This is a genomic window from Faecalibacterium sp. Marseille-P9312, assembly GCF_902497445.1.
In the GTDB taxonomy this organism is placed as follows: Bacteria; Bacillota; Clostridia; order Oscillospirales; family Ruminococcaceae; genus Faecalibacterium; species Faecalibacterium longum.
Genome location: NZ_CABVEW010000013.1, coordinates 33,059 through 45,422 on the forward strand (window position 1 = coordinate 33,059; position 12,364 = coordinate 45,422).

Annotated in this window: 10 protein-coding genes; all 10 read left to right on the top strand. The window is 59.7% G+C overall.

Features of this window, described 5'->3' with window-relative positions; genetic code table 11:
• The first annotated feature begins 317 nt into the window (after positions 1–317).
• The 10 genes from rlmH (at position 318) to rbfA (ending at position 12,336) form a co-directional block, all read left to right on the top strand.
• Entirely contained in the window at positions 318–803 is a 486-nt protein-coding gene (gene rlmH / locus F3G95_RS10350; RefSeq protein ID WP_149794856.1) for a 23S rRNA (pseudouridine(1915)-N(3))-methyltransferase RlmH, read from the top strand.
• Positions 804–2,617: 1,814 nt separating this feature from the next.
• On the top strand, positions 2,618–3,187 hold the full coding sequence (locus F3G95_RS10355) for a hypothetical protein (RefSeq protein WP_149794857.1): 570 nt from the start codon (positions 2,618–2,620) through the stop codon (positions 3,185–3,187).
• Positions 3,188–3,463: 276 nt separating this feature from the next.
• Complete coding sequence (locus F3G95_RS10360; RefSeq protein WP_149794858.1) at positions 3,464–4,885, top strand: glycine--tRNA ligase; 1,422 nt, start codon at positions 3,464–3,466, stop codon at positions 4,883–4,885.
• A 784-nt stretch (positions 4,886–5,669) separates the two neighbouring features.
• Positions 5,670–6,911, top strand: coding sequence for an aminopeptidase (locus F3G95_RS10365; protein WP_149794859.1), 1,242 nt, complete (start codon positions 5,670–5,672; stop codon positions 6,909–6,911).
• Between the two features lie 126 nt (positions 6,912–7,037).
• The gene (gene rimP, locus F3G95_RS10370) at positions 7,038–7,523 is read left to right on the top strand and encodes a ribosome maturation factor RimP (protein ID WP_015565880.1); all 486 of its coding nucleotides are present in this window, start codon (positions 7,038–7,040) and stop codon (positions 7,521–7,523) included.
• Between the two features lie 100 nt (positions 7,524–7,623).
• Positions 7,624–8,745 (top strand): transcription termination factor NusA, encoded by a 1,122-nt coding sequence (gene nusA, locus F3G95_RS10375; protein ID WP_149794860.1) that lies wholly within the window; start codon positions 7,624–7,626, stop codon positions 8,743–8,745.
• Positions 8,746–8,778: 33 nt separating this feature from the next.
• On the top strand, positions 8,779–9,084 hold the full coding sequence (locus F3G95_RS10380; RefSeq protein WP_015565882.1) for a YlxR family protein: 306 nt from the start codon (positions 8,779–8,781) through the stop codon (positions 9,082–9,084).
• Complete coding sequence (locus F3G95_RS10385) at positions 9,068–9,445, top strand: 50S ribosomal protein L7ae (RefSeq protein WP_149794861.1); 378 nt, start codon at positions 9,068–9,070, stop codon at positions 9,443–9,445. The genes F3G95_RS10380 and F3G95_RS10385 overlap by 17 nt, the downstream gene beginning before the upstream one ends.
• Positions 9,442–11,886, top strand: coding sequence for a translation initiation factor IF-2 (infB, locus tag F3G95_RS10390; protein ID WP_149794862.1), 2,445 nt, complete (start codon positions 9,442–9,444; stop codon positions 11,884–11,886). The genes F3G95_RS10385 and infB overlap by 4 nt, the downstream gene beginning before the upstream one ends.
• A gap of 63 nt (positions 11,887–11,949) precedes the next feature.
• Positions 11,950–12,336, top strand: coding sequence for a 30S ribosome-binding factor RbfA (gene rbfA / locus F3G95_RS10395; protein ID WP_015565885.1), 387 nt, complete (start codon positions 11,950–11,952; stop codon positions 12,334–12,336).
• Positions 12,337–12,364 lie beyond the last annotated feature (28 nt).

Below are 12,364 nucleotides of genomic sequence, written 5' to 3' on the forward strand. Positions count from 1 at the left end.
GCCTCTCCCTTTGGGAGCAACGGCGACGACCGCCGCCAGTGGCGGAAACAGGGAGGAGCTGTTGGGGCCGCGGCCAGCAGGATGCGAGCGGCAGCGAAGCAGACGCTGGGAGCCGCAACCCGGGCAGTGGCACCGAAGGTGACGGAGAGGGCAAGCCCGGCAGGAAAGAGCCGCTGCGCAGCGATGGGCAGGCTCTTTGTCAGAGCGATACTATCGCGGTGCAAGAGCTGTTTGTCAGCGGCCTAGCCCTCTCAGGCGCTGCGCGCCAGCTCCCCCAAAGGGGGAGCCTTTGGAGCGCGAGGAAGGAGAAGATAACCATGCAGAACATCGACCTGATCTGCGTCGGCAAGCTCAACGCGAAATACTTCGCCGAGGGCGTGGCCGAATACCAGAAGCGTCTGGCGGCGTTTGCGTCTTTCCGCATCGTCGAGCTGCCGGAAGAAAAAATCGAAGAGAAGAACGCCTCCGACGCCGTGGTGAAAAAGGCGCTGGACAAAGAGGGCAGAGCCATCCTCGGCAGCGTCCGCAGGGGCGCGGCCATCGTCGCCCTGTGCATCGAGGGAAAACAGATCTCCTCCGAGGAGCTGGCCCAGTTCCTCGCCGACCGCGCAAACAGCGGCGCGGGAGACGTGGCCTTCGTCATCGGCTCGTCCCACGGCCTCTCAGACGAGGTCAAGCGCGCGGCGGCGCTCCGGTTCAGCATGGGCCGCATCACGATGCCCCACCAGCTGGCCCGCCTTGTCCTCACCGAACAGATCTACCGCGCCTGCACCATCAATGCGGGGATGAAGTATCATAAATAAAAGGTCGGAGAGGGCGCTTGCAAACTTTCCGCACAGTGCTTGACTTTTGCGGGGAATGGCATATAATAAAAATAGCAAATGTAAAAGCAAATACGCCATCGGCGCACCCAAAGGAAAGACCCCCTCCCGGAGCTGCTATCTCCGAAAGGGGGTCCTTTTTAGTGCTTACGGCCCTTCAGCCATCCGTCAAGCCACTTGCAGATGTAGTAGGACGCTACATTCGCTGCGACGGACAGTACAAATGTAAAAATATACGCCATAAGGCGACACCCCCCTTCTCCCATCCTTGGTAGATTGGGCGGGACGAGCCGCAGACTCATTATATCATAAACTTTGACAAAAAGATACAGGAGATGCCAAGAGAAGAGTGACTGCAAACTTTCCGCACAGTGCTTGACTTTTTGGGAAAAAGCGCATATAATAAAGACAATAAAAGTGGTAATCAAGCTAGTCATTTGACTCACCAAGAAGAAAACCCCCTCACGGAGCTGCTATCTCCGAAAGGGGGTCTTCTTTTTAGTGCTTACGGCCCGTGAACCATCCGTCAAGCCACTTGCAGATGTAGTAAGATGCTACATTTGCTGCGACGGACAGCATAAAAGTGGTAATACTAGGCATTTTTCTCACCTCCCCTCCCGAATAAATGGGCGGGCAAGGCCGCAAAACCATTATATCACACGTTTCGCCAAAAAGATACAGGAAACGATGCGGCCTGCCAAAGGCTCTCCCTTTGGGAGAGGTGTCACCGAAGGTGACGGAGAGGGCAAGCCCGTCTCCAAAGAGCATCTACACAGCGATAAGCATTGGCTTTTGATAGAGTCATCTTATCGCTGTGTTTTTGTTTTGTCTCAGCATCCTAGCCCTCTCAGTCGGGCTTGCGCCCGCCAGCTCCCCCAAAGGGGGAGCCCTTGGCATGTCGGTCAGCTTTCGTCTGGACGAGCGAAGCACAATATCTCAGAAACAGCAGTGCTCCGCTGTCTAGGCCAGCGACAGCTTGACAAGGAGCGTTGTCCAGAAGCCGCTGTCCCCGTAAGCAAGGCCCGCCCTCTTGCGTCCTGTCGAGCCTCAGTCGTCCAGTGGAAAGTGAACCGGCATGCCAAAGCCTCTCCCTTTGGGAGAGGTGTCACCGAAGGTGACGGAGAGGGCAAGCCCGGCAGGAAAGAGCCGCTGCGCAGCGATGGGCAGGCTTTTTGTCAGAGCGATACTATCGCTGTGTCTGGGATTCGCCGTCAGCGGCCTTGCCCTCTCAGTCTCGTCGCAAGCTCCTCGCCAAGGCCGGGTTGCGGCTCCCAGCGTCTGCTTCGCTGCCGCTCGCATCCTGCTGGCCGCTGCCCCAACAGCTCCTCCCTGTTTCCGCCACTGGCGGCGGTCGTCGCCGTTGCCCCAAAGGGGGAGCCATTGGCATGTCGGTCAGCTTTCGTCTGGACGAGCGAAGCGCGATGTCTCGGAAACGGTAGTGCTCCGCTGTCCAGGCCAGCGACAGCTTGACAAGGTGCGTTGTCCAGAAGCCGCTGTCCCCGCAAGCAAGGCCCGCCCTTTTGCGTCCTGTCGAGCCTCAGGCGTCCAGTGGAAAGTGAACCGGCCTGCCAAAGCCTCTCCCTTTGGGAGAGGTGGCATTGCGAAGCGTGACTGAGAGGGCTACCGTGAATTTGTGGAAAATGCACGAGTGAAAAGAGAAGAATTTGTAAATGTGATAAAAATGCGAAGAAGATATTGACAAAAACAATGGGTGAGGTATAATGATAGCACAGGCCGACAGCCGGAAATGGATGGCCTGCCTGTATAATTCATTTTTATTTATGGAGGCAAAAATCATGAAAATGGCAAAGAAACTTCTGGCCGTCGTCCTCACCGGTGTTATGGCAGTGTCTATGCTGACTGGCTGCGCTCTGAGCGACCGCGCTGCTGCTAATGCTCTGGAGAAGGCTCTGAACGGCAACAACACTCAGCCGACTCAGAAGGTTGTCTACAACTATGACAACGATCTGGACAAGAAGGCAGAGAAGGCTTTTGAATCTTTTGGTGCTGATGATGCTGCTCGTAAGGGTCAGCTGTCCACTAAAGCTCAGGCAACTACCCTGACCTACATCAAGGTTGGCACGAAGGATTACGCTTACATTGTTATCAAAGCTCCTAAGACCTCTGATGATTCTCACGCTGAGAACTGGTCTGCTAGCAAGGTGCACAGCGCTATTTATGATGCTACTTCTAGCGCTCTGAAGACTGTCAGCGACAGTGGCAATAATTACACTGTGAAGAACGCTGAGAAGAACACCAGCGCTACGAAGGCAAAGGTCAACTTCGGCGTGAAGCTGGTTAATGACGGTGCTTCCAACAAGGCTTACTACGCTGTCGTTGTTGTTGAGCTGACCAAGAACGCCTAATCACCCCATCTCCTCAAATCATTACAGACCCTGTCTGTGATACACATTGAGAAATGACTCCAAGGCCCGGAGCGGGAACGCTCCGGGCCTTGGTTTTTTTGGAGACGGGGCGGAGCGGAGCGAGGGGGCGGGCCTTTACAATCCCCGCAAAACATGATAAAGTAAAGGTACTCTGCTTTCAACAGGAAAAGCAGACCCGGCTGCGGGGAAAGCCGCCGGGACAACGACGCAACACGACACGGCAAACCAGCCGCGGACGGAAAGGATGTACTTACAATGGAACAGAGCGAAAAGACCCTTGATATGATCGTCAATCTCTGCAAGAACCGGGGCTATGTCTTCCCCGGCTCTGAGATCTACGGCGGTCTGGCCAACAGCTGGGACTACGGCCCTCTGGGCGTCGAGTTCAAGAACAACGTCAAAAAGGCATGGCTGAAAAAGTTCGTGCAGGAGAGCCCCTACAACGTGGGCCTCGATGCCGCCATCCTCATGAACCCCCAGACCTGGGTCACCACCGGCCATGTTGCCGGCTTCTCGGACCCGTTGCTGGACTGCCGCGCCTGCAAGGCCCGCCACCGGGCCGACAAGCTCATCGGCGACGAGCACCCCGAGGTGAACGTGGACGCCATGAGCTTTGACGAGATGGACGCTTTCATCGCCGAACACGAGGACGTGGTCTGCCCCGTCTGCGGCAAGCACGACTTCACCCCCATCCGTAAGTTCAACCTGATGTTCAAGACCGCCATCGGCGTCACCGAGGACAGCTCTTCCACCTGCTACCTCCGCCCCGAGACCGCGCAGGGCATCTTCGTCAACTTTGCCAACATCCAGCGCACTACCCGCCGCAAGCTGCCCTTCGGCGTCTGTCAGGTGGGCAAGGCCTTCCGCAACGAGATCACCCCGGGCAACTTCACCTTCCGCACCCGCGAGTTCGAGCAGATGGAGTGCGAGTTCTTCTGCAAGCCCGGCACCGACCTCGAGTGGTTCGGCTACTGGAAGGACTACTGCGAGAACTGGCTGCTGAGCCTCGGCATCAAGAAGGAGCATCTGCGCCTGCGCGACCACGAGCCTGCCGAGCTGGCCTTCTACAGCCGCGCCACCACCGACATCGAGTACGCCTTCCCCTTCACCGACTGGGGCGAGCTGTGGGGCATCGCCGACCGCACCAACTACGACCTGAGCCGCCATCAGGAGGCCTCCGGCAAGAGCCTCGAGTATTTCGACAGCGAGACCAACGAGCACTATATCCCCTACGTCATCGAGCCCTCTCTGGGCTGCGACCGCGTGGCGCTGGCTTTCCTGTGCGAGGCCTACGACGAGGAGCATCTGACCGACAGCAAGGGCAAGGAGGACGTCCGCACCGTCCTGCACCTGCACCCGGCTCTGGCTCCCTACAAGTGCGCTGTCCTGCCCCTGAGCAAGAAGCTGGGCGACAAGGCCATGGAGATCCGCAGCGAGCTGAGCAAGTACTTCATGGTGGACTACGACGATACCGGCTCCATCGGCAAGCGCTACCGCCGTGAGGACGAGATCGGCACCCCCTACTGCATCACCGTGGACTTCGACACCGTGGGCGACGAGGCCAAGGGCATCGCAGCCGACAACTGCGTCACCGTCCGCGACCGCGACACCATGGAGCAGGTGCGTATGCCCATCTCCGAGCTGAAGGCTTATATCGAGAGCAAGATCGAGTTCTGATAAAAACTCACTTTTGTGAGTGAAAAAACAGCCCCGCCGTTGCAATTTCGGCGGGGCTGTGGTATAATACAGATAAAGAAAGCGCTGTCTGGCAAACGGTCAGCACCTTTCCGGTTGGTCAATTACAAAAAATGACCGCTCGGGCTTGAGACACTGAGGGCAATCATTTTTTGTTGTTGAAAATTTTCCACGCGATATCGAACATGCCAAAGCCCACAGTTGCAAGCAACGTAAGCAGAGCTAAAGTTTCTAAAAGCGTCATAGAACATCACCCCAGCTCACAGTTGCGAGCAATACTACAGCCCCGCCGTTGCAATTTCGGCGGGGCTGTGGTATAATATAAACGAAGAGAGTGCTGTCTGGCAAACGGTCAGCACCTTTCCGGTAGATCAACAAAAAATGATCGCGCGATTGGTAGCCGGGCGGTCATTTTTTGTTATTAAAGATTTTCCAGGCGACGTCAAAAACTCCGAAGCCCACCGTTGCAAGCAACGTAAGCAAAGCTAAAGTTTCCAATAGCGTCATAGAACATCCCCCCTTTCGCTGTGGAGCGTCGGGGGCATAACAAAAATGCTCGCCTTCCCGACGTAAGGCCGGAAAGGTTTAGACCGCCTGCCGTTATGTAGACAGCACTCTCATACACCATTATAACAGATGTTTCCCGATTTTTCAACCGGCAGAAGCATCTGTTTTGTTTTTATCGGGTGGACAATTCGCCCGGGAGCGGTTATACTGTCAGATAGAAAATGCACCGCCGTGGTTTGCACGGCAGAAAGGATATTCTGTGGAAAACTTTACTCTTCTTCTGAAAAAATACGCCGATTTCATCGTCCGTGTGGGCGTCAACCCCCAGCCGGGCCAGACCCTTGTCATCAACTGCTGCCTCGAGGCCGCCCCGCTGGCCCGTCTGTGCGTGCGCAGTGCCTACGAGGCCGGCGCCCGGGACGTGCTGGTGAACTGGAGCGACAACGAGGTCTCCCGCAGCCGGATGGAGCTGGGCAGCGAGGAAGCCCTGACCGACTTCAAATCTTATCAGCTGCGCCGCTATCTCGACTACGCCGAGAGCGAGGGCGGCGTCTGCGTCCTCCACCTCCTTGCCGACGACCCCGAGGTCTACGCCGGTCTGGACGGCGCGAAGATCAGCCGTGTGAACGCTGCGCAGCGCAAGTTCATGGCTCCGTGGCGGGAGTACACCATGAACGACCGCGTCCAGTGGTCCATCGCCGCCATGCCCAGCGCCCCGTGGGCGAAGAAGATATTCCCGGAGCTGGACGAGGCTGCGGCCATCGAGAAGCTCTGGCAGCTCATCTTCGACGTCTGCCGCGTGACGGGCGGCGACCCCGTCAGCGAGTGGAAGGCCCACCTCGACTGTCTCACCGGCCTGAAGGACAAGATGAACGCCCTCGACCTCGAGAGCGTCCACTTCGAGAGCGGCAACGGCACCGACCTGACCGTCGGCATCGCCGACAAGGCCGTCTGGGAGAGTGCCGCCAGCGTCAGCGAAAAGGGCGTGGTCTTCCTGCCCAACATCCCCACCGAGGAGGTCTTCACCGCCCCCCACAAGGACAAGGTGAACGGCATCGTCTACGGCACCAAGCCCTACGTCTTCAACGGCCAGCTCATCAAGGGCTTCCATGTCACCTTCAAGGATGGCCGGGTCGTGGAGCACGGTGCAGACGAGGGCGCGGAGCTTCTGGGCCAGCTTCTGGACACCGACGAGGGCGCCCGGAGCATCGGCGAAGTGGCGCTGGTGCCGGCGTCCAGCCCCATCAACCGCAGCGGCGCGCTGTTCTACAGCACCCTCTTCGACGAGAACGCCGCCTGCCACATCGCCTTTGGCGCCAGCTATCCCGGCACCACCGAGAGCGGCACCCGCCTGAGCAAGGACGAGCTGCTGGCCCGGGGCATGAACCAGTCCGCCATCCACGAGGACGTCATGGTGGGCGCCGAGGACAGCCATATCACCGGCAAGTGCCGGGACGGCCGCACCGTGGAGCTGTTCCGCGACGGCGTCTGGGTGCTGTGAGAAAAGGATTTTTCACGAAAAAGCTTGCATAATCCGCAAGAGTATGCTATATTCTAGTAGTACGCTATAGTTTTATTGGAAAGTGGGCCGCAAGGTCCGCTTTTCTTGTTTGTTTGGAGGTTTTTTATGGCGAAGCAGTCTGGCGGCAACACCGCCCAGAGAGTCGAAGCGCTTGTCCGCCCCGTCGTGGAGGGCATGGGCCTGCGCCTGTGGGATGTGGTCTTTGAGAAGGAAGGGCCGGACTGGTATCTCCGTGTGCTCATCGACAGGGACGGCACCATGGACACCGACACCTGTGCCGAAGTGTCCCACGCGCTGGACCCCATCCTCGATGAGGCAGACCCTATCGACCAGAGCTATTATCTCGAGGTGGGCAGCCCCGGCCTTGGCCGCAAGCTGACCCGCCCGGAGCACTACGAGGCACTCAAGGGCGAGAAGATCGGCGTCAAGCTCATCCGCCCCACCGCCGACGGCGTGCGCGAGTTTGCCGGCATCCTGAAAGGCCGCGAGGGCAGCACCGTCACGGTGGAGACGGAGAACGGCCCGGTGAGCTTTGAGGTGAACGCCGCATCCGGCGTCCATCTCTGTGATGACGAACATCTGTTTGATTAAGAATAACCCTCTCAGGCGCGTTCCGCGCCAGCTCTCCCAGAGGGAGAGCCAAAGATGAATCGAGAAAAGATACCATTATAAACTAGGAGGAACCCGAAAAATGGCAGCAGCGAACAACGAATTTTTTGAAGCTCTCTCCATGCTGGAGCACGAGCGCGGCATCACCGCGGAGTACCTGATCGAAAAGATCAAGGCTGCGATCGTCATCGCCGTGAAGAAGAACTACGAGGTCGAGGACGACCACGTCATGGTCGAGATCGACCCCAGCACCGGCAAGTTCAACGTCGCCCTCATCCAGGACGTCGTGGCCGATGAGGACTGGTACGACGAGCACAGCGAGATCGGCATCACCGAGGCTCAGCACATCCGCAAGAGCTATCAGGTGGGCGACCGCGTCGTGACCCCCCTCAAGACCAAGGACTTTGGCCGCATCGCCGCCCAGACCGCAAAGCACGTCATCCGTCAGGGCATCCGTGAGGCTGAGCGCAGCCAGCAGCTGAGCGAGATCCAGTCCCGCGCCCACGACATCGTGCAGGCCACCGTCACCCGCGTTGACCCCGAGAAGGGCATCGTTGCCCTCGACCTGGGCAAGGGCGGCGAGGCCATCCTGCCCCGCAACGAGCAGGTCCCCGGCGAGGTCTACACCGAGGGCCAGATGCTGCAGGTCTACATCGTGGATGTCGTGGCAAGCGAGCGCGGCCCCCGCGTCATGATCAGCCGCACCCACCCCGGCCTCGTCAAGCGCCTGTTCGAGCTGGAAGTGCCTGAGATCTACGACGGCACCGTCGAGGTCAAGGCCATCAGCCGCGAGGCCGGCGCCCGCACCAAGATGGCTGTCTGGTCCAAGGACGCCAACGTCAACCCCGTCTCTGCCTGCATCGGCCCCCACGGCGACCGTGTGGCCGCTGTGGTCGAGAAGCTGGGCGGCGAGAAGATCGACATCGTGAAGTGGAGCGAGGACATCTCCGAGTTCATCTCCGCAGCTCTCAGCCCCGCAAAGGTGGTCAAGGTCGAGCTGCTGCCCGGCGAGACCCGCTCCTGCCGCGTGACCGTGCCGGACCAGCAGCTGAGCCTTGCCATCGGCAACAAGGGCCAGAACGCCCGTCTGTGCGCCCGCCTGACCGGCTACAATATCGACATCCGCCCCGAGAGCGGCTACTACGGCGAGGAAGAGCCGAAGGCTGCCGAGGCTGAGAAGACCGAAGACACCGCCGCAGAATAAGCGCGGAACACCTGCCGAAGGAGGGAAAACCGGATGGCACAAAAGAAGATCCCTGCCCGCCAGTGCATCGGCTGCCTGACCAGCCGCCCCAAGAAGGAACTGGTGCGTGTGGTGCGCGCACCCAGCGGAGAGATCAGCATCGACCCCGTGGGCAAGAAGCCCGGCCGCGGTGCTTACCTCTGCCCGGATGCCGCCTGCCTTGCAAAGGCAAAAAAGAAGAAGGCGCTGGAGCGCTGCTTTGAGCAGCCGGTCCCCGCCGAGGTATACGATGCACTGGCCCAGCAGCTGGCCGGTGTGGAAGCGGAAAAGGAGGCCGACCGCGATGGCAAAGAAGCATAACGCCCCCGCAAGACCGGCCCTTGAGCCGAATGAGGCCCTGTTCCAGGCCGTGAGCCTCTGCCGCAAGGCGGGCGCTCTGACCATGGGCTTTGACGCGGTGGAAGACGCCGTCGTCAAGGGCAAGGCATGGCTCGTGATGACTGCGTCCGACGCCAGCCCCAAGACCGTGCAGCGGCTCAACTACGCTGTGGGCGATATGGTGGACGTCATCCCCATGCCGCTGACACAGGATAAGCTGGCTGACATCAGCCGCAAACCGGTGGCCATTTATGCCGTCACCGACCGCAACCTCGCCAAGCTCTGCTTTGACCGGCTGACGGCGTGCGGAGCGATTCAAACTGAGGAGGATATGAGCGAATGACCGTAAAATATAAAGTGAGCGATTTTGCAAAGGACCTGAGCATCTCTGCCAAGAAGGTCCTCGACGAGCTGAACGCCATGGGCAGCACCGGCAAGAAGAACAGCTCCACTCTGGAGGAGAACGAGCTGAACTACCTGCTGGAGAAGTTCAGCAAGGACAACAGCGTCAAGAGCCTGGACGAGTTTTTGAACAGCGCCAAGGCCCCCAAGGCTGAGCCGAAGCCCGCCGAGAAGAAGGCAGAGCCCAAGGCCGAAAAGAAGCCCGAGGCTCCCAAGGCTCCCAAGGCTGAGCCCGCAATGGCCGAGGCAAAGCCCGCTGCCAAGCAAAACAACAAGAAGAACGAGCAGCACAAGAAGCGCGAGGAGAAGACCGTCTCCCTGAGCGAGCTGGCCCGTGAGACCGGCGCAAAGGCTACGGCAGCTACTGCTCAGTCCGTCTCTGTCCGCCGCGAGGACAATCAGGTCACCGTCGATACCCGCACCGTCGATATGAACGTGGACCGCTTCGACGCCCGTTACGACGATCTGGCTTCCACCAAGAACACCGAGAACCGCCGCAAGCCCACCCCCCAGGGCAACAAGCAGAAGTTCACCCAGCGCGGCCAGCGCCAGCGCCAGCAGTTCCAGAAGGGCAAGCGCGAGACCGAGTTCGAGCGTCTGCAGCGCATCCAGCTGGAAAAGGCCCGCAATGCACAGCTGAAGGTCCTCATCCCCGATGAGATCACCGTCGGTGAGCTGGCTGCCCGCCTGAAGCAGCAGGCCGGCAAGGTCATCGCCAAGTTCATGCAGATGGGCGAGATGCATGCCATCAACGACGTCATCGATTTCGATACCGCCGCTCTGGTGGCCGAGGAGTTCCACGCCAAGGTCGAGAAGGAAGTCCACGTCACCATCGAGGAGCGCCTGTTCACCCAGGAGGAGGATTCTCAGGACGATCTCGTCACCCGTCCCCCGGTCGTCTGCGTCATGGGCCACGTTGACCACGGCAAGACCAGTATCCTGGACGCGATCCGCAAGACCAACGTCACCGCAGGCGAGGCCGGCGGCATCACTCAGGCCATCGGTGCATATCAGGTCAAGGTCAACGACAGCCTCATCACTTTCCTGGATACCCCGGGCCACGAGGCGTTCACCTCCATGCGCGCCCGCGGTGCCAACATGACCGATATTGCAGTTCTGGTCGTCGCCGCCGATGACGGCATCATGCCCCAGACGGTCGAGTCCATCAACCACGCCAAGGCCGCCAACGTCAAGCTCATCGTGGCCATGAACAAGATGGATAAGCCCACCGCCAACCCCGAGCGCGTGATGGAGGGCCTGACCAAGTACGGCATCATCACCGAGGACTGGGGCGGCGACGTCGCCTGCATTCCCGTCTCTGCTCTGACCGGCATGGGCATCAACGACCTGCTGGAGCGCATCGCTCTGGAAGCTGAGGTCATGGAGCTGAAGGCTAACCCCAACCGCCGTGCCAAGGGCGCTGTTGTCGAGGCTCGTCTGGACAAGGGCCAGGGCCCCATCGCCACCATTCTGGTGCAGAACGGCACCCTCCACTCCGGCGACGTCATCATCGCCGGTACCGCCGTGGGCCGTGTGCGTACCATGCGCAGCGACAAGGGCATTCTGCTGAACGACGCCGGCCCCTCCACCCCTGTGGAGATCACCGGTCTGACCGCTGTGCCTGAGGCCGGCGACCTGTTCGAGGCCGTCGAGGACGAGCGTCTGGCCCGTGAGCTGGCCGAGCAGCGCATCGCTGCCGCCAAGGAGAAGCAGTTCTCCTCCTTCCAGAAGGTCACTCTGGATAACCTGTTCAGCCAGATGGCTCAGAACGATATGAAGGAGCTGGCCATCGTCGTCAAGGCCGACGTGCAGGGCTCCGCCGAGGCCGTCAAGCAGAGCCTCGAGAAGATCTCCAACGACGAGGTCCGCGTCCGCGTCATCCACGCCGGTGTCGGTGCCATCAGCAAGTCCGACGTTGACCTGGCCGACGCATCCAACGCCATCATCATCGGCTTCAACGTCCGCCCCGACAACGTGGCGAAGGAAGAGGCCGCTGCCACCAAGGTCGAGATGCGTATGTACCGCGTCATCTACGACGCCATCAACGACGTCACCGACGCTATGAAGGGTATGCTGGCTCCCAAGTTCCGCGAGGTGTCTCTGGGCGAGCTGCAGGTCCGTCAGGTCTACAAGATCTCCAACGTCGGCACCGTCGCAGGCTGCCGTGTCACCAGCGGCAAGATCACCCGCGACAGCAAGGTGCGTGTCGTCCGTGACGGCATCGTCATCACGGAGGACGAGATCGCATCTCTGAAGCGCTTCAAGGACGACGCCAAGGAAGTGGCCGAGGGCTACGAGTGCGGCGTTACTCTGGCAAAGTTTGCCGACGTCAAGGAAGGCGACGTCTACGAGGCCTTCAAGATGGAAGAATACCGCGACTAAGAGTTGAAGCTGCTGTTATCACCGCCCCCGGGCGGTGATAACGGGCTTTTCAGAGGAGAAACTATGTCTCAGAAAAATATGGGCCGTCTGGCACAGGACATGAAGCGTGAGCTCATCGCCATCATCGGACGGCTGAAAGACCCGCGGCTGGAGGGCGGTCTGCTGACCGTCACCCGGCTGGATGTGACGCCCGACCTGGACGTGGCGAAGGTCTATGTGAGCGTGATGGGCCGTGAGGACGGCCCCAAGCCCGCCATCGAGGCCCTGAACCGCGCCGCAGGCCATGTGCGCACCGAAGTGAGCAAGAAAATGCACATCCGCAAGGCACCCCGCTTCATCTTTGTGGAGGACGACGGTGCCGCCTATGCAGCCCACATCAACGAGCTGCTCCGCACGCTGAATGTGAACGGCGACGCTGAGGACTCTCAGCCCGCCGAGACCGAGGAATAAATCCAGCGCTGCGGAAAGGATGGATCCA

What these genes read in the sequence shown, in the direction of transcription:
- F3G95_RS10355 (WP_149794857.1), top strand. Translation starts at nt 2,618, where the DNA reads ATGAAAATGGCAAAGAAACTTCTGGCCGTCGTCCTCACCGGTGTTATG.
- nusA (WP_149794860.1), top strand. Translation starts at nt 7,624, where the DNA reads ATGGCAGCAGCGAACAACGAATTTTTTGAAGCTCTCTCCATGCTGGAG.
- F3G95_RS10380 (WP_015565882.1), top strand. Translation starts at nt 8,779, where the DNA reads ATGGCACAAAAGAAGATCCCTGCCCGCCAGTGCATCGGCTGCCTGACC.
- F3G95_RS10385 (WP_149794861.1), top strand. Translation starts at nt 9,068, where the DNA reads ATGGCAAAGAAGCATAACGCCCCCGCAAGACCGGCCCTTGAGCCGAAT.
- F3G95_RS10360 (WP_149794858.1), top strand. Translation starts at nt 3,464, where the DNA reads ATGGAACAGAGCGAAAAGACCCTTGATATGATCGTCAATCTCTGCAAG.
- rlmH (WP_149794856.1), top strand. Translation starts at nt 318, where the DNA reads ATGCAGAACATCGACCTGATCTGCGTCGGCAAGCTCAACGCGAAATAC.
- rbfA (WP_015565885.1), top strand. Translation starts at nt 11,950, where the DNA reads ATGTCTCAGAAAAATATGGGCCGTCTGGCACAGGACATGAAGCGTGAG.
- infB (WP_149794862.1), top strand. Translation starts at nt 9,442, where the DNA reads ATGACCGTAAAATATAAAGTGAGCGATTTTGCAAAGGACCTGAGCATC.
- rimP (WP_015565880.1), top strand. Translation starts at nt 7,038, where the DNA reads ATGGCGAAGCAGTCTGGCGGCAACACCGCCCAGAGAGTCGAAGCGCTT.